Genomic DNA, 17,057 nt, shown 5'->3' with positions numbered 1-17,057 from the left:
CCTACCCCGACCCGACCACATCGGCAGCCGCGCCCAGCCCGAGTTCGTCGAGCACGGTCGCGGTGTCGGCGCCGAGTTCCGGGGCCGGCCCGCGCACCCGGCCCGGGGTGCGCGAGAACCACGTCGGCACACCGGGAAACCGCACCTTGCCCTGCGGGGTGTCGATGGTCTCGAAGAGCCCCACCGCGTTCAGGTGAGGATTGTCGAACAGCGCATCCGGGGAGTTCAGCGGCGCCGCCGGTATTTCGAGTTCACCGAAGAGCGCCAGCCATTCGTCGGTCGTCCGCTGTACCAGCGTCTCGGCCACCAGGCCGTAGACGGTGTCGATCTGGTGCGCACGCATCTCCAGCGTTGCGTACAGATCCGAGGCCCACGGCGGCTGCACCGCGGCGATGAAAGCGTTCCAATGCTTGTCGTTGTAGATGAGCACCGCGATGTGGCCGTCCTTGGTGCGGTAGGGCCTGCGGTTCGGGGCCACTGTGCGCGGGTAGACCGCCGGCCCGAGTGGGGGGTCGAACATGGCGCCGTTGGCATGTTCGACCAGCATGAAGGACGCCATCGTCTCGAACATGGCGACCTCGACCTCCTGCCCTTCCCCCGTGCGTTCCCGGTGGAACAGCGCCATCGTCGTCGCGTACAGCGCCGTCAATCCGGCGACCTTGTCGGCGATGATGGTGCCGACGTAGTCGGCCTGGCCGGTCAGTTGTTGCTGCACATAGGGCAATCCGCATTCAGCCTGGATGGTGTCGTCGTAAGCAGGCCGGTCGCGCTCGGGCCCCCGCCTGCCGTAGCCGTAACAGTTCGTGTAGATGATCGCCGGGTTGATCGCCGCGACGTCGGAATAACCGAACCCCAGCTTGGCGACGGCCTTGGCGCGCATCGAGTGGATGAAGACGTCGGCACGTTCGATGAGCCCACGCATCGCAGCCTTGCCGGACTCCTCGTGCAGGTCCAGCACGACGCTGCGCTTGCCTCGGTTGACGTTGACGAACACCCCGCTCATCCCGGACACGGGTCCGACCGAGATGTAGCGGGTGTTATCTCCCTGTGGTGGTTCGACTTTGATGACCTCGGCACCCATATCGGCCATGATCTGAGTGCAGTAGGGCCCCATCACCATCGCGGTGAGGTCGACGACGCGCACGCCCGCCAACGGTCCCGAATCAGGCATGGGCCCCTCCCCTGTTCGCCATCGAGAAGCTGTACCTGATGTGATCGCCGTGCCCGTCGGGCACCACCGGGAATCTCAGAGGCTCTGACAAGTCCCGGATCGCGCCGATGTGCTCGGCGACATCCGCGATCTCCCAGGAGGGCCGGTAGACGCCCGGTGCCTCGATGACGGCGGCGGCCGCGACCCGACCGGCCAGAGCGACGAACATCTCGCCTGTGACAGAGCAGGATTCGTGGGCGAGGTAGCCCACGACGGGAGCGACAAGGTCCGGACCCATCGGCGGGTATGCGGAGGTGTCGATGCCCTCGGCCATCCGGGTCACGGCGGCCGGGACGATCACATTGCTGGTCACGTTGTGAGCCGCACCCTCCATCGCCGCGACGTTGGACAGACCGATGACGCCTGCCTTGGCGACGGCGTAATTGGCCACCTCGTGGTTGCCGTACAGGCCACCGATCGAGGACGTCAGCACGATGCGGCCGTAGCCGGCCCCGCACATCACCGGGAACGCCGGTCGCACGACGTGGAAGGCACCGCGCAGGTGGACGTCGAGCACCGCGTCGAAGTCGTCGTAGGTCATGTGCACCAACGACGCCCGGCGCACGATGCCCGCGTTGTGGATCAGGATGTCGATCCCGCCGAAGCGCTGCACCGCGGTCTCGATGATGGCCTGTCCACCCTGGGGCGTGGCGACCGAGTCGGTGCTGGCGACGGCTTCACCGCCGGCGTCGGCGATCTCGCGCACCACGTTGTGCGCCGGACCCCGGTCGGCGCCGTCACCGTCGAGTTCGCCGCCGGGATCGTTGACGACGACCTTGGCGCCGTAGGCTGCCAACAGCAGCGCATAAGATCGGCCCAGCCCACGCCCGCCGCCGGTGACAACAGCTACCCGGCCGTCGAATCTCAGATCGTCGCTCAAGCGGACGGCTCCTCGAGCGAGGTCCTCACCGCGACAGCTCCAGTCCGTCGAGGTCACCCTTGTCCCGCCACGCCGTGATCAGGTCATCGAACGCGTAGAAGCCGGGCGAATAGAAGTCGCCGAGGAACGACCCGTTGCCTTCCGCACCGCCGCGGCCCTCGTTGTTGTAATAGCCCGGTGTGCAGGACAATTCAAACGCCGAGTTGTCGATGGAGAGCTCTCGGACGGTGGCGATCCAGTTGTTCTGGCCTTCCTCGCTGGGCTCGACGGTGGTGGCACCGCGGTTCTGCGCCTCGGCGATGATGTAGGCGATGTGCTTGGCCTGCTGCTCGAACATCGCTGTGGTGTTCGCCGACACCCCTCCCTGGATGAAGCCCATGAAGAACTGGTTGGGGAAACCTCGGCTGGTCATGCCGTGCAACGTCTGATAGTTGTCGTGCCAGTATTCGAACAGCGACAACCCGTCGCGGCCGGTGATGGAGTCGATCGCGTACCGGCGGCTGATCTCGGTGGAGATCTCGTATCCGCTGGCGAAGATCACACAGTCGACCTCGTACTCGACACCGTTTGCGACGATGCCCTTTTCCGTCATCCGCTCCACACCCTTGGACGCCGACACGTCGACGAGCGTCACGTTGGGGCGGTTGAACGTGGCCAGGTACTGCTCACTGGACGTGGGCCGCTTGCACATGAAGCGGTAGTACGGCTTCAACGCCTCGGCGGTGTCAGGATCCTCGACGATCTGGGCGACGCGGCGACGTAGCCGCTCCATGATCTTGTAGTCCTCTTCTTCCCGGAATGCCATGATCTGCTCGATCGTCACCGCGGTGGGGTCATCGCTGCCCGCAATCCTCGCGGTCAGGTTTCGGCCGAGCTCGGTCCAGAAGTCGCACACCAGATCCGGCTCACCGAACACTACACCGACGAACGGCGACCAGTTGTGGAAGTTGCGCTTGCGCTCCTCCTGCCAGCCCGGCTGCAGGGACGCGGCCCAGGCCGGATCGGTGGCTGGGTTGGACCGCTGGTCGACCGACGACGGCGTCCGCTGAAACACGAAGAGCTGCTCCGCATCACGACCGAGGTGCGGCACCAGCTGGATACCGGTCGCGCCGGTGCCGACGAGGGCGATGCGCTTGTCCCCGAGTTTGTCCAGGCCGCCGTCAGCATCTCCCCCGGTGTACTCGTAGTCCCAGCGTGCGGAGTGGAACATGTGTCCCTTGAACTCACCGATACCGGGGATTCCAGGGAACTTCGGGCGGTTGTAGGAGCCTTGCGCCATGACGACGAACCGAGCTCGGATGTCATCACCACGGTCGGTGCTGATCTGCCAGCGCTCGGTCGCATCGTCCCACCGCAATTCGCGTACCTGAGTGGAGAACAGTGCGCCGTCGTACAGCCCGAAGTGCTTCCCGACGTTTCGGCAGTGCTGAAAGATCTCGGCACCGTCTGCGAACTTCTTCGAGGGCATGAAGTCGAGTTCTTCGAGAAGCGGGATGTAACAGTAGGCGTCGTTGTCACATTGGATTCCGGGGAATCGGTTCCAGTACCACACACCGCCGAAGTCACCGGCCATCTCGATGACGCGGATCCCCTCGACACCCGCCTTCTTCAGGTAGGCCCCGGCCAGCAGACCGGCGAAGCCTCCGCCGAGAATGACGACCTCGGCGTCCTCGACGATCGGGTCCCGCTCCGTCACCGTTGTGTAGGGGTCGACCTCATAGAACTCGGCGAGGTCCCCTTCGAGCTCCAGATACTGCGTTGCGCCGTCGGCTCGCAGACGCTTGGCTCGTTCGACGGCGTATTTCTCCCGCATCGACGGGATGTCGACGTCGTCCGGCGTATCCGTGGGACCGCAGGTGTTCACTGATCTCCTCTTTCTGGTGCGGATTCGGGGTCACCCGTCACGCTGAGCATGACGGACGACACCGGAATCGCTAACGCTTGCGGGGTTCGCCGACTCCCATGTACTGGGACAACTGGTAGTGCAGGTTGACGGTGCTGCGCTCGCGGTAGGGGTTGGGCAGGGCGCCCGGGAAACCCGCGGACTTCATCCCCTGTTGCACCGCAGCCATGTTCGAGAAATCCTGGGGCAGCACCGAAAGCCAGTTCGGGGAGTCCTTCGGGGTGTACTGCCATTCCGTGGCCGGCTCTTCACCTTTGGGATACAGCTCGAAGACCGCGACCTCGAAGATGCACTTGTCGGGGTGGTAGCTCGGGTCTGGGCGGGCGCTGTAACACAGTGCGCTCGTCAGACCCTGACCCACCTGGAAGTTCGGGAAGATCTGCCACGCCGTGCCACTCTGTCCGAGAATGTCGGGCGGGATCGTCGGCCAGATCACTCCGCGCGCTGCGTCGTCGTTGCGCGCCGACGTCAGCCAGTGCTGGAGCACCTGATCGGCGGGGGTGCCCTCCGGCAGTTCGTCGACGAGTCGCTTGGCGGCGTTGACAAGCGTGTTCGTGGTGGTCGCGTTGGTCTCTTCCATCGTGTAGATCTGCATCTCGGCGGTGGAGATGCGCGGATCCCCGGTTCCCAGACGGATTTTGGACTTGGTCTCGTCCATACCCTTGGGTGCGTCGTAGCCGATGTTGCTGTGCCGGCCCTGCGCCTTGGCCCAGCCCTTGAACTCACCGAACTTGTTGAACTCGGGGTGCGTGGTGAAGACGTGGTAGGTCTCGTTGAAGGCCTCCATCGCCACTTTCCAGTTGCAATCGAAGTACAGCCACTTGCGCCACTTGAAACGCATGTTCTCCAGGCCGAACGGATCCAGGATCTTCGCGGCCGGCATCAGGTAGTCCGCCAGCGGTTCGCAGTCGGGATCCATGTTGACGAAGAGCCACCCTCCCCAGGTGTCGACCTGTACCGGGGCCAGATGGGTGTTCTCCGGGCTCAGCGTTCCCTTCCAGTCGTCCTGCTCCCGGATGTGGGTGCAGACGCCGTCCAAACCGTATGTCCAGCCGTGGAATCCGCAGACGAACGATTTGCGGGCGCGGCCCACGGTGTTCTTCGCGCCGTCGGGGGTGTCGACGAGTTTGCGGCCGCGGTGCATGCACACGTTGTGGTGGGCAGTGAACTCATTGGCACCGGTTCGGACGATGATGATCGAGTCGTCGAGGATGTCGTAGGTCAGGTAGCTGCCGACCTCGGGGATCTCCTCGACCCGGCCGACCTGCTGCCACACCTTGCGCCACAGCCGGTCCCGCTCGGCGCGCGCGTAGTCCTCGGAGATGTAGGCGTCCACCGGGATGGTCATCGAGTCGGAGAAGTCCTCGGCGATCTCCCCAGTCGAGTCGTCCGGTTCGGCTTCGACCTCGATCGCGGCGTCGAGGTCGGTTTCGGTGTGGGTCACTAGATCCTCCTAATGGCTTCGCGGAAGGATTGGTCCTTGAGGAACAACGAGGTGTTGTCGGCTCCGAGATGGGTCCATTTCAGATTCAGCCCACCGTCGACCAGCAACGTCTGGCCGGTGATGTAGCCGGACAGATCGGACAGCAGGAACAGGATGGCACCGGCCTGCTCCTCGGGGGTGCCGCGGCGGCCCATCGCGATCGCGGTGCGGTCGCGATCGGGATCGTCGTCGACGTAGGTCGCCGAGGCGGCCGTTTCGGTGACCCCCGGCGCCACGGCGTTCACCCGAATGCCGTGTTGCGCCAACTCGACCGCCATGGTCCGGGTCATCGCCACCACCGCGGCCTTCGCGGTGCCGTACCCGATGTGGAACGGCGCAGTGTTCATCCCGCTGATCGAGGACACCGAGACGATCGACCCCCTCAGGCTCCGGGCGAGCAGTTCCCGACTGATCGCCTGGCTCATGAAGAAGGCCGTCTCCAGATTCGCGACGAACAGTGCGCGCCAGTCGTCCCGCGTCACCCGGGTCGACGGCATCCACGTCGCCGGTGCCGCACCGCCCGCGATGTTCACCAGCCCGTAGAGGTCACCGTCGGTGCGTCGAACGTGCTCGAGCACCGTGGTGATGCCGTCGTCGGTGGCCGCATCAGCCGCGACGGGCACCACGGACAGGCCCTGCTCGGCCAGCGGCGCGACGTGTTCGTCGAGGTTCTCCGTGGAACGACTGACCGCCACCACGGTGGCGCCGGCCTCGGCGACCAGCCGGGTCACCGTCGTTCCGATCCCGCCGCCACCAGCGCCGGAGACGACGACGATGCGCCCCTCCAGGCTCACTGACACACCGGCGGTCATATCATTTGTCCGGACCAATAACGCTGCTCTGCATATTGAAGAACACTATTCCGCAGCACTTATGCCATCGTCAAGAGCCGATCGCGGCCCAGCCGATCACTATTGTCTGGACTAGAGCGGCTTGCTAACGTCCGAACGCATGAAGGCCCGCTACACCGCGCAGAACCCCACCGCCGCCCAGGGATGGCACGTGCGACGGGTGACCGCACCCAGCCGCCTCTTCGGCGCCAACGGCCTCCGGACCGGGCCCGACGGACGGATCTACGTGGCGCAGGTGACGGGCAGCCAGATCAGCGCACTGGACCTGGCCACCGGCGAGTTGGACACCGTGAGCGCCAAAGGCGGTGACATCGTCGCGCCCGACGACGTCGCCTTCGGAGCCGACGGCACGCTCTACGCGACCGAGGTGATGGACGGCAGGGTCAGCGCGCGCGACGGTGCCGGCCACACCCGCGTGCTGCGCGACGACCTCCCGTGTGCGAACGGCATCACCGTGCACCAGGGCCGTCTGTTCGTCGGGGAGTGCCGCGACGGCGGGCGGTTGATGGAACTGCCTCTCGACGGTGGCGCACCGCGGATCCTGCTGGAGAACCTGCCCTCGCCCAACGCGATGGAGGTGGGACCCGACGGGCTGCTGTACTACCCGTTGATGACCGCAAATGAGATCTGGCGCGTGAACCCGGAGGGGGGCGAGCCGCAGCGCGTCGCCGGTGACCTCGGGGTGCCCGATGCTGTCAAGTTCGACTCCGAGGGCTTCCTGGTGTCGACCCAGGTGGCCAGCGGGCAGGTGTTGCGCATCGATCCGCGCAGCGGCGAGAAAACCGTTCTGGCGCAGCTCAATCCGGGGCTGGACAACCTGACGTTCGTCGGCGACCGGCTGTTCGCGTCGAACTTCACCGGCGAGATCACCGAGATCCTGCCCGGACAACAGAGCAGCACCGTGCTCGCCGGCGGCCTGAACTGGCCCCTCGACCTCACCGTGGCCGACGACGGCAACCTGTACGTCGCCGACGGCACCTACTTCTATGTGGTCACCCCCGAAGGCGCGCTGCAGACCGTCGGCATGCTGTTCTCGCCGGGCTACCCCGGGTTCCTGCGCGGACTCGCCGCGGTCGGATCGGGGGTGTTCGTGGTCACCACCTCCGGCGGACAGGTCGCCCGATACCGACCTTCCTCGGGTGAGACCGACTACCTGGCAACCGACTTCGACCAGCTCTACGGCGTCGCCGTGGATCGCGACGGAGTCATCGTGTTCGCCGAACTGGGGACCGGCCGGGTCCACAGCCTGCGCTCCGGCACCGTCGAGACCCTGATGTCCGATCTCCGGGACCCGGTCGGGGTCGCGTTCGACTCCGACGGAGCGCCGCTGGTCGCCGAGTCCGGTGCAGGCCGGGTGGTCCGACTCGCCGGGGGCGGAGTCGACACCGTGGTGGACGGTCTGTCGCGCCCCCAGGGCATCCACGTGCAGGACGGACGGCTCTACATCGTCGACGCGGCAGCCAAAGAACTCGTCGAGTTCGATCTGAACACCAAGGCGCGCAGTGTCATCGCCACCGGCCTACCGGTCGGGGCGCCGCCCGGCGTCGAACCCAAACCGCTGCGGGGCATGCCGCCGTTCTCCGGACCCCAGGGGCCCTTCGCTGGGATCACCAGTGGACCGGACGGAACCCTGTACCTCTCGGCCGACGGCGACGGGAGCGTGTTGGCGGTGCACCGAGCATGACAACCACGGCCGGCGACCATCGTTATCTGCAGGTGGCGCGCGCGCTCCGCAAGGAGATCGTCGACGGCGTCTACCCGGTGGGCTCCCAGTTGCCGACCGAACACGAACTGTGTGAGCGGTTCGCGGTAAGCCGTTACACCGTTCGCGAGGCACTGCGGCGACTGCGGGACGACAACCTCATCGCGTCCAAGCCGCGAGCGGGCACGCTGGTGGTCCCCAGGCCGAATACGAACTCCTATGAGCAGGACGTCGTCTCGATCGACGACCTGCTCGCGTTCGCCCAGGGCGCGCGCTTCGCCATCGAGACCAACACCATGGTCACCGTCGACGCCACACTCGCCGAACGCACCGGACTGGACCAGGGCACCGAATGGCTTTCAGTGAGCGGGTATCGGCGGGTGGACGACGACACCGCGCCGACCTGCCGGACCGAGTACTACATCAACCGCAGCTTCGCCTCCGTCGGCAGGTTGCTCCATCGCCACACCGGTCCGATCTTCCCGCTGATCGAAGACCTCTTCGGGGTCAGCGTCGTCGAGGTGCACCAGGAGATCTCCGCGGTGCTACTCACGGCCGAGCTGGCAGAGCGCCTGCAGATCGCAGCAGACACGGCGGCGTTGCAGATGCAACGCACCTACACGACCTCCGACGGGGAGATCGCGCAGGTGACCGTCAACACCCATCCGTCGTCGAGGTTCCGGCACGCGATGACGATGCGCCGCGTGCGGGACGCACAATCAGGCCTGAGTCGGGACGCACAATGAGGCCTGAGTCGGGACACACAGTGAGCATCACGCTGGCCGACGCTCTCCGGGACGCGGCGCGCGAGACGCCCGACCGGATCCTCGTGCGCGACGACGTTCACACCCTGACGTGCGCTCAACTACTGCAACAGGCAACACTATTGGCGCGGGCTTTGACGCGCCGGATGCCTGCGGTCAGCGTGGTGTCGTTCATGCTGCCCAACTGGAGCGAGGCCGCGGTCATCTACCTCGGAGCCACGCTGGCAGGCATGGTGGTCAACCCGATCCTGCCATCGCTGCGCGATCACGAGCTCGCGTTCATCCTCGCCGACGCCGATACCCGCGCGGTGTTCATCCCGCACACCTTCGGCGGATACGACTACGCCGCGATGCTGGACCGGGTGCTGCCCGGACTACCTGCCTCCCCTGAGGTCATCGTGGTGCGTGGCGACGCAGGTGGGCACACCGACTTCGGCGACCTGTTCACCGTAACGCCCACGGGGACGCTACCAACGTTGGATTCCGCTGCCACCCGGATGATCCTGTACACCTCCGGAACCACAGGCAGACCCAAAGGTGTTCTGCACAGCCATGATTCCCTGCATGCGCTGATCACCCAGCTGGGCGCCCACTGGCGAATCGATGCGGGCGACACCTTCCTGGTACCGTCACCGATCGCCCACATCGGCGGATCCATTTACGCGTTCGAGTGCCCACTGCTGCTCGGCACCGAGGCCGTTCTCATGCAGCGCTGGGACCCCGACGCCGCGGTGGCGCACATGCTCGAGCACCGCTGCACGCACATGGCCGGTGCCACGCCCTTTCTGACCGGACTGCTCGCGGCGGCCGAACGTGCCGGCACGCGACTTCCCGATCTCAAGGTGTTCATCTGTGGCGGCGCCTCGGTCCCGCCATCGCTGATCCGACGCGCGGCGGATTACTTCGACCGTGCCCTCGTGACCCGGGTCTACGGCTCGACCGAAGTGCCGGTGAGCACCGTCGGATCACTCGGCGACGTCGACCGCGGCGCCGACACCGACGGGCGCCCCGGCTCCGCCGACATCATCCTCGTCGACGGCGAGATCCGCGCCCGCGGCCCACAGATGCTCACCGGCTACCTGCACACCGAGGACAATCACGAAACCTTCGACGAAGCAGGCTATTTCCGCACCGGCGATCTAGGTCGGTGGACCGACGACGGCTACCTCGTGGTGACGGGTCGCGCCAAGGACATCATCATCCGCAACGGTGAGAACATCTCGCCCAAGGAGGTCGAGGACATCCTCGTCACCCATCCCCAGATCGCCGAGATCGCGATCGTCGGGATCCCCGATCCGCGGACCGGTGAGCGGGCCTGCGCGGCCATCGTCCCCGCCGCGGACTGCCGGCCCGACACGGTGGCGCTACGGGAGTTCCTGACCGACCGCGGCGTCGCCAAGTTCAAAGCGCCCGAGCAGATCGTGCTCGTCGACGCGCTGCCCAAAAACGACGCGGGCAAGGTCCTCAAGCACCAGATCAAGGCTGAGCTCACCGGACTACAGAAAGACAGGTCGTGACATGCAGGTGGCAATCGTCACAGGGGCCAGCAGCGGCATCGGGTTCGGCTGCGCCACAATGCTTGCCGAGAGGGGTATTGCGGTGCTGGGCACCGGCCGCGACCCTGACCGGCTCGCCGACCTCGAGACAGCGGTCGGTGATCCAGACCGGATCGCCACCCTGGCGGTCGACCTCACCGCCGACGACGCGCCGCAACGGATCGTCGCCGCAGCGCTGGAGCGGTGGGGTCGGATCGACTTCCTGGTGAACAACGCCGGGGTGGGAAGCCCCAAACCGCTGCACGAGACCGATGACGACTCCCTTGACTACTTCCTCGATCTGATGCTGCGGGCGCCGTTCCGGCTCGCCCGGGATGTGATCGGCCACATGCAGCCCGGATCGGCGATCATCAACGTGACATCGACGTTCGCGGTCGTAGGCGGACTGCGTGGCGGGGCGTACTCTGCCGCCAAGGGTGGTCTGACGTCCCTGACCACGCACATCGCCTGCCAGTACGGCGCACAGGGAATCCGCTGCAACGCAGTCGCTCCCGGTGTGACGCTGACGCCGATGGTGGCCACCAGGCTCGAAGATGAGCGGTTCCGCAAGATCAATACCGAGATGACCCCCCATCAACGACTCGGTCGCGTCGAGGACATCGCGTCCACCGTGGCGTTCCTCTGTTCCGAGGGCGGGAGCTTCATCAACGGCCAGACGATCGTGGTCGACGGCGGCTGGAGTTCGACGAAGTACCTGTCTGACTTTGCGCTCAACGCCGAGTGGGTTGCGCGTCGATGAGCGCTCGCGCGAAGAGCAGACGGCGTCGATGAGCGCTCGCGCGAAGAGCGGACGGCGTCGATGAGCGCTCGCGCGAAGAGGAGACAGCGTTGAACCTGTTCGGCCTTCTCGAGCAGACCGCGGCCCGGTACGGCGACCGCGGCGCGGTGTACCACGGCGAGCGCCAAGTACACACCTGGTCGTCGTTGCGGGATCGGGCGCTGCGGCTGGCGACGTCCTTTCGGGACCTCGGACAGGGGGCGCGGATCGCGGTGGCCAGCGAGAACCGGCCGGAGATCGTCGAACTGATGTATGCGATCTGGGCGGCCGAATGTGTCTTCGTGCCGGTCAACTACAAACTTCATCCCCGCGAGATGGAGCAGATCCTCGACGACGCCGGTGTCGCCCGGGTGTTCGCGTCACCGAAGATCGGCGCACTGCTGGCTGCGGAAACCTCCGTCCCGATCGAGACCATCGGTGACTCCGAGTACCAGAGCCGCTGCACTGCCGAGGTCTTGGAACCGCCGAGGAACACCGACCCGGAGAGTCTGGCGTGGCTGTTCTACACAAGTGGCACCACGGGGCGCTCCAAGGGCGCGATGCTGTCACACCGCAACCTGATGGCGATGACGGTTGCGCACCTCGCTGACTTCGACTCCCCCGACGCGAATTGCAGTCTGATCCACGGCGCCCCGATGTCGCACGGATCGGGACTGTACGTCCCGCCGTACGTGTTGCGCGGCGCCCGGCAGGTGGTGCCTGCCTCGGGCGCGTTCGACCCGGCGGAGTTCCTCGATCTGTGCGAAGTTCATCCGGGCTGCAGTGCGTTCCTGGCGCCGACGATGGTGGCGCGGTTGGTGCACACCGGACGGCCGCGTCCGGCGAACCTGACGACCGTCGTCTACGGCGGCGGACCGATGTACGTCGACAGCCTGCGGAAGGCCATGGCCGCGTTCGGGCCGATCTTCGTTCAGCTCTACGGGCAGGGGGAGGCGCCGATGACGATCACCGGTCTACGCCGTGCCGACCACGTCGCCGGTGATGGATGGGCCGGCCACGCGAGACTGGGCTCGGTCGGTTATGCCCGCTCCGGTGTCGACGTCGCCGTGCTGGGCCCTGACGGTCTGCCGGCCGGAGTCGACGAGATCGGCGAGATCGTCTGCCGCGGTGATGTGGTGATGTCGGGCTACTGGAGGAATCCGGAGGCGACCGCGGCGACACTGCAGGACGGCTGGCTGCACACCGGGGACATGGGGTCGTTCGACGCCACCGGATTCCTGACACTGCGTGACCGGTCCAAAGACGTTGTGATCAGTGGCGGCAGCAACATCTATCCGCGCGAAGTCGAGGAGATCCTGCTCGAGCACCCCGGCGTCGTGGAGGCCGGCGTCGTCGGCGCTCCCGACCAGGAGTGGGGCGAGGTCGTGGTGGCGTTTGTCGTCGGTCAGGTCTCCCCCGGCGAGCTGGACGCGCATCTGCTGCAACGCATTGCCCGGTTCAAGCGACCGAAGCGTTACGAGTTCGTCGACGAACTGCCGAAGAACAGCTACGGCAAAGTACTCAAGCGTGAGCTCCGAGCGCGGCTGGCCTGAGTCAGCTCGGTCCACCAAGTTCGCCGGGTAACTCGCGACGACGGCTCCGCAGCGACGACCGCGGTGCGCGAGCCAGTTTGAGGACCAGGACCAGCGAATCTCCCGACGGAGTGCGGGCCAGCCGGCGGAAACCCGACTGCAGATGCTGCAATTCTGCGCTGTAGCTGGGCGACATCTCGGTCAGTTCTTCGGGCGTGACCGCATGCAGGAAGACCGGCGACAGGGGGTGCACCGCCAACCCGCTCTGCTGCGCCTGTATCCACATCGCTTCGACCGCTGCGCCTCCCTGTGCAAAATCGGTGAGCGCGCTGCCGTGGACCGACACGACAGCCAACGCGGAGGCCGCTTCCACTCGCGCCGAGACATCCTGTCCCAATGCCGTTCCGGCGTCCCAACGCGCCAGCTCGACCATCACATCGGGACGGCGCAGCACCTCGAGCACTGCCCGGTCGCTGTCGTCCAGTTCCAGGCTGCGGACGTCGATCCCGGAGTCCAGCCGCCTGTCACCGGCGAACCTGAGCTCGGTGAACATCTCCTGGTGCAGCGCCGGAGTGAGGTACCGGATTCGGTCAGCGGCGGCAAAAATGGCTGCGGCCTCGCTGATGTCGCTTCGCTCGGTGAGCAGCGTCAGCCGACCCCCCTCGCCGTCGACGGCCCGGTGGAGGAGGTCGACCGTCTCGTCGGTCAGCGGTTCGGGATCACCGCGGTGCCTGCTGGTCTCCCTGTTGAGCATGGCCTGGTAGAGGTGCGCGAGCCGAGGGCTCGTCCCGGCACTCAATCGCACGGCCGCCCGCAACGGAGTGTCCGGGTCGCCTTCGCTCAGTTCTACCTTCCCGAGCATGTCATGGGCGGCGGCGGCAACTTTGGCGTTGAATGCTGCGGCCCCCACAGCCACCGCGCTTCCCCGATATGCCACATCCATCATCGAGGTGCGCTCCGGTGCAAGCCGGATGACGACGGCGTCGGAACCCACTTCGATGTGCCATGGCTGCGCGTTGCCGCCGGAGGGAGCGAGAACCGCTGCGGCGGCAACGGTGCGAGGCACCGAGGACGGCGTGTCGGTAGCGACGGCCGGCGCAGTGGGCGGCGCCGCCTCGGGACTCTCGGCGATCACCGAGGGTTCGGTCAGGTCGTCGAGCGCGTCGGCCACATCCACCCTCGCCTGGCCGGACGAAAGCGGTTCTCCCAGACCGATTCTGCGGACGGCCTCGGCGATGACGGCCGCGCCCATGGTGACCTCGCCCACCAACTGGGGCCAGGAGGACAGCGTGCGACCCACCTCGACCATCGAGGCGGTCATCCGTGGTGACGACCGGGTGGGGTCGGCGTGGCGCAACGTGTAGGGAATCCGCTCACGGCTGCTCAGACCGGCGAGCTTCGTCGAATCGACATCTCCCAGCAGGCCGTGCAGTATCGGCCGATGTGGGTCCAGGTCATACCGTTCGACGTCGATCAGTCCACGGTCGCTGGTGGCCATCAGCACCGGAAGCTGCCGCGCCCGGGCGGCTTCTCGGACCATCGCCTTGACCTCGAGCGAATCACATTCCTCCACCACGATGTCGAGACCGTCGGCGAACCCGTCGAGCGAATCGGCGGTGACCCCCATCGGAAGCACCTCGACGTCGAGATACGGGTCGAGTTCGGCGATCCGGCGGGCCGCAACGGTGGCCTTGTTGAGGCCGAGGTCGAACACGGTGGCGGGTACCCGGTTGAGGTTGGAGAGTTCGAGTTCGTCGAAGTCGGCGAGCCGCAACCGTCCACACAGTCCTTCCGCCGCCAGCGTATGCGCGATGATGTGACCCACGCTCAGCCCGACAACGCCGATCGTCAGCTCGGCGAGTCGGGCTTGTTCCTCGACTGTGATCAGATTCCTGTTGCGGTCCAGGCGCAGCGTGCGAAAGGCGTTCTCGCCGAGGATGCCGACCACCACGCGACGCCACGGATAGTAGGCCCACCGGGTCGGCCGATCGGCGAGATCGCCTCTGACCGCTGGATGCAACTCGGCCAGTGACCGGATCTGCTCAGTACGCCGGTCCACGAACTCGATCCGCACGTCGTCTGTCAGCTCGTCGAGTACCTGCCGGTCGTCAGGATCGTCGGGGTCCAGAATAGTGGCCCGGTGGACAGCGCTACCCTCGGCGACGCTCATGCCGTCGCCACCGCGCCAGCGGGCCGGCGGTGCCGGGTCCGAGCCATCACAGGTCCGCCCGGCACCATCGTGAAATGCAGCTTGAGTGGGAAATCTGTTGACAGTGAGGTGAACTCGGTGCGACGTACAATCGTCGCCAGGGCCAAGGTGTTCTCGAGCATCGCGAAGTGGTCGCCGATACACGAACGCGTCCCGCCGCCGAACGGGATGTACTGCCACCGGTCGAGTTTCTTGAACCGCTCGGGGCTGAATCGGTCCGGGTCGAACGACAACGGGTCGGTCCACAGCGCCGGGTCGCGTTGCACAGCCATCCGCCCGACGACCAGCATGGTCCCGGCGGCAATGCGGTACCCGCCCACCTGCATGTCGCGTGTTGCCATACGGGTTCCGGTGGGTCCGGGAGGACACAGCCGGAGCGACTCCCGGATCACCTGAACTGTATAACCCAGGCGAGGGACGTCATCGGGCGTCAGCTCACGGCCGGGTACCGCGGAAACCTCTGCAGCCAAACGATTCTGGATCTCCGGGTGGTGTCCGAGCGCCCACAGCGCGTACGTCAGGGTGGTGGCGGTGGTGTCGTGGCCGGCGAAGATGAAGATGATCAGTTCGTCGGCTATCTCGTCATCGGATAGCGCCCGGCCCGTCTCGGGGTCTCGCGCGTCCATGAGCGCCCGGACCAGTGGCGCCTCCACGGTGGGGTCCTCGCGGCAAGCCTGCAGAATGCGGTGCGCGAAGTGGTGGACGTGAGCGCTGGCCTCCCGGGCACGTCTGCGCATCGGCGTCGGCAGCCAGCGTGGCGCGCGAAGAGGAATCAGCGCGCGGTGCATGGCATACCGGATGGCGATGTGCAACGCCTCGACGACGTCGGGCTGTTCGTCGAGGTTGATGCCGAGCACCGAACGTCCCAACGCCCGCAGACTGAGTAGTCGAGATTCCGCATCGAGATCGATCTCCGCTCCGTCGGCCCACAGCGCACCCACCGACTCCGCGGCATCGGCCATGTGATCACCGAACTCGCGAACGTGCTGCTTGGTGAACACCGGTTGGATGGTCCGACGACGCGGGGCCCATGCCTCGTGCGGCAGGTTCGCGAGGTTGGCGCCGAGGACCCGGCGTACTTCGTTGAACACCGGGGTCGTCTTGTCGACCGACCCGTCCCTGGGGGTGAGCACATCGCGGATGGCGCCCGGCGACGTCGCCAGCACCATTGTCGGCGTCAGCCATCGCGGCCCGATGTTCCAGCGTGTCACCGGGCCGCCTGCGTCCCGCAGCGTCTCCGGCCCGCTGTGATAGTTCCGCACAGCCCGCAATCGCTGGAAATACGGCAGCGGGTTGAGCGGAGCCAAGGGGAGATCAGCGGTGTCGCCGTCGGCGGGCATCGAAGGGATCGTGGTCACGCGGGAAGACCTCGGGGTGATTCTCCCTGTCCCCGAACTATTTCGACGTACTCGGTGGGGTCGTGGGCGCAGAAGATCGTCACCTCGGGTTGGTCGGCGTGCAACGCCCGTAATCGGTCCTGGTTGTGGCGGCGTGCCTTGTCCTCGGCGCCGACGACCGCCTGGAACACCGCTGCGGACCTGGCGCAAACCCGTTGCGGCAGTTTGACCTCACGCTGGTCGAAGTACGCGTCGCCGGCGGCGAGAAGCCAGCCTGCGGGCGCGCGGACAGCTATCCCGACGTGACCGTGGGAGTGGCCGTGCAGTGGCACCATCAGGACGTCGTCGTCGAGTCCCTCCAGTCCGCGCACGGCATCAAAACCCAGCCAGGTTTCACCGGACGGGTGGTAGGCCTTCCACCGGGGACCGTGCGCCCACATCGCGGGCCGGTAGCGCAGTCGGTCTCTCCAGTTCGTCCCTCGACGTGCCGCTTGCAACTCGGTGTTGTGCACATGCACGTGCGCATCGGGGAAATCGCTCAGACCGCCGACGTGGTCCAGATCGAGATGAGTGAGCACGATGTGGCGGACGTCGCGCGGCGAGAATCCACGTTGGGAGATCTGCTCGACGGCAGCAAGCGAGGGGTCGGGCTCTGGCCGCGAATAGATCTTGGAGAATCCGAACCCCAGTCGCGAAGTGAGGTTCGCGTAATCCGCAGTGCCCAAACCGGTGTCGACCAGCACAAGGCCGGCGGACGAGGTCTCCAGGAGCAGGACATGGCAAACAAGAGGCAGCCCCCGCAGTGAGCCGCCTCGTAGCGTTGCGCAGTTCAGGTGGTGGACCCGTGTAACCCCCACCTAGATAGCCTAACTG

Annotated in this window: 13 protein-coding genes; 5 read left to right on the top strand and 8 right to left on the bottom strand. The window is 66.3% G+C overall.

The annotated features are described in order from the left end of the window. Position 1: 1 nt before the first annotated feature. The 5 genes from WA965_RS17735 to WA965_RS17715 form a co-directional block, all read right to left on the bottom strand. Positions 2-1,171 carry a CaiB/BaiF CoA transferase family protein gene (locus WA965_RS17735; RefSeq protein WP_526298790.1) on the bottom strand — a complete coding sequence of 390 codons (1,170 nt, stop codon included), beginning with the start codon at positions 1,169-1,171 and terminating at the stop codon, positions 2-4. Further along, positions 1,164-2,090, bottom strand: coding sequence for an SDR family NAD(P)-dependent oxidoreductase (locus WA965_RS17730; RefSeq protein ID WP_526298788.1), 927 nt, complete (start codon positions 2,088-2,090; stop codon positions 1,164-1,166). Before WA965_RS17730 ends, WA965_RS17735 begins: the two co-directional genes overlap by 8 nt. A 25-nt stretch (positions 2,091-2,115) precedes the next feature. Next, a complete protein-coding gene (locus WA965_RS17725; RefSeq protein ID WP_526298786.1) occupies positions 2,116-3,954 on the bottom strand; it encodes a flavin-containing monooxygenase in 1,839 nt (612 codons plus the stop codon). Positions 3,955-4,024: 70 nt separating this feature from the next. Further along, on the bottom strand, positions 4,025-5,437 hold the full coding sequence (locus tag WA965_RS17720) for an aromatic ring-hydroxylating oxygenase subunit alpha (RefSeq protein WP_526298784.1): 1,413 nt from the start codon (positions 5,435-5,437) through the stop codon (positions 4,025-4,027). Next, the gene (locus tag WA965_RS17715; RefSeq protein WP_526298782.1) at positions 5,437-6,288 is read right to left on the bottom strand and encodes an SDR family NAD(P)-dependent oxidoreductase; all 852 of its coding nucleotides are present in this window, start codon (positions 6,286-6,288) and stop codon (positions 5,437-5,439) included. The genes WA965_RS17720 and WA965_RS17715 overlap by 1 nt, the downstream gene beginning before the upstream one ends. A 139-nt stretch (positions 6,289-6,427) precedes the next feature. Between WA965_RS17715 and WA965_RS17710 the strand changes: the two genes are divergently transcribed. The 5 genes from WA965_RS17710 to WA965_RS17690 all read left to right on the top strand — a co-directional run bounded on the left by WA965_RS17710 (position 6,428) and on the right by WA965_RS17690 (position 12,659). Then, positions 6,428-8,011 (top strand): Vgb family protein, encoded by a 1,584-nt coding sequence (locus tag WA965_RS17710; RefSeq protein ID WP_526298780.1) that lies wholly within the window; start codon positions 6,428-6,430, stop codon positions 8,009-8,011. Next, complete coding sequence (locus WA965_RS17705; RefSeq protein ID WP_526298778.1) at positions 8,008-8,775, top strand: GntR family transcriptional regulator; 768 nt, start codon at positions 8,008-8,010, stop codon at positions 8,773-8,775. The genes WA965_RS17710 and WA965_RS17705 overlap by 4 nt, the downstream gene beginning before the upstream one ends. 20 nt (positions 8,776-8,795) lie before the next feature. Further along, complete coding sequence (locus WA965_RS17700; RefSeq protein ID WP_526298776.1) at positions 8,796-10,310, top strand: AMP-binding protein; 1,515 nt, start codon at positions 8,796-8,798, stop codon at positions 10,308-10,310. A gap of 1 nt (position 10,311) precedes the next feature. After that, positions 10,312-11,088 carry an SDR family NAD(P)-dependent oxidoreductase gene (locus WA965_RS17695; RefSeq protein WP_526298774.1) on the top strand — a complete coding sequence of 259 codons (777 nt, stop codon included), beginning with the start codon at positions 10,312-10,314 and terminating at the stop codon, positions 11,086-11,088. A gap of 89 nt (positions 11,089-11,177) precedes the next feature. Then, a complete protein-coding gene (locus WA965_RS17690; RefSeq protein ID WP_526298772.1) occupies positions 11,178-12,659 on the top strand; it encodes an AMP-binding protein in 1,482 nt (493 codons plus the stop codon). A gap of 1 nt (position 12,660) precedes the next feature. Here the strand turns inward: WA965_RS17690 and WA965_RS17685 are convergent, their stop codons facing one another. The 3 genes from WA965_RS17685 to WA965_RS17675 are packed head-to-tail and all read right to left on the bottom strand — an operon-like array spanning position 12,661 to position 17,041. Beyond that, positions 12,661-14,808 (bottom strand): Rv1355c family protein, encoded by a 2,148-nt coding sequence (locus WA965_RS17685; protein ID WP_526298770.1) that lies wholly within the window; start codon positions 14,806-14,808, stop codon positions 12,661-12,663. Then, on the bottom strand, positions 14,805-16,187 hold the full coding sequence (locus WA965_RS17680; RefSeq protein WP_526298828.1) for a cytochrome P450: 1,383 nt from the start codon (positions 16,185-16,187) through the stop codon (positions 14,805-14,807). Before WA965_RS17680 ends, WA965_RS17685 begins: the two co-directional genes overlap by 4 nt. A 14-nt stretch (positions 16,188-16,201) precedes the next feature. After that, on the bottom strand, positions 16,202-17,041 hold the full coding sequence (locus WA965_RS17675; protein WP_526298768.1) for an MBL fold metallo-hydrolase: 840 nt from the start codon (positions 17,039-17,041) through the stop codon (positions 16,202-16,204). Between the last annotated feature and the right edge of the window lie 16 nt (positions 17,042-17,057).

Origin of the sequence: Mycobacterium sp. (genome assembly GCF_049683935.1) — a bacterium.
Lineage (GTDB): Bacteria > Actinomycetota > Actinomycetes > Mycobacteriales > Mycobacteriaceae > Mycobacterium.
The sequence above is the reverse complement of the archived record's forward strand: the minus strand, read 5'-3'. Positions and strand labels throughout refer to the sequence as shown.

Bases quoted from the DNA above. Each gene is read 5' to 3' on its own strand.
- WA965_RS17735 (WP_526298790.1), bottom strand. From the start codon at position 1,171: ATGCCTGATTCGGGACCGTTGGCGGGCGTGCGCGTCGTCGACCTCACC.
- WA965_RS17715 (WP_526298782.1), bottom strand. From the start codon at position 6,288: ATGACCGCCGGTGTGTCAGTGAGCCTGGAGGGGCGCATCGTCGTCGTC.
- WA965_RS17710 (WP_526298780.1), top strand. From the start codon at position 6,428: ATGAAGGCCCGCTACACCGCGCAGAACCCCACCGCCGCCCAGGGATGG.
- WA965_RS17705 (WP_526298778.1), top strand. From the start codon at position 8,008: ATGACAACCACGGCCGGCGACCATCGTTATCTGCAGGTGGCGCGCGCG.
- WA965_RS17695 (WP_526298774.1), top strand. From the start codon at position 10,312: ATGCAGGTGGCAATCGTCACAGGGGCCAGCAGCGGCATCGGGTTCGGC.
- WA965_RS17685 (WP_526298770.1), bottom strand. From the start codon at position 14,808: ATGAGCGTCGCCGAGGGTAGCGCTGTCCACCGGGCCACTATTCTGGAC.
- WA965_RS17680 (WP_526298828.1), bottom strand. From the start codon at position 16,187: ATGCCCGCCGACGGCGACACCGCTGATCTCCCCTTGGCTCCGCTCAAC.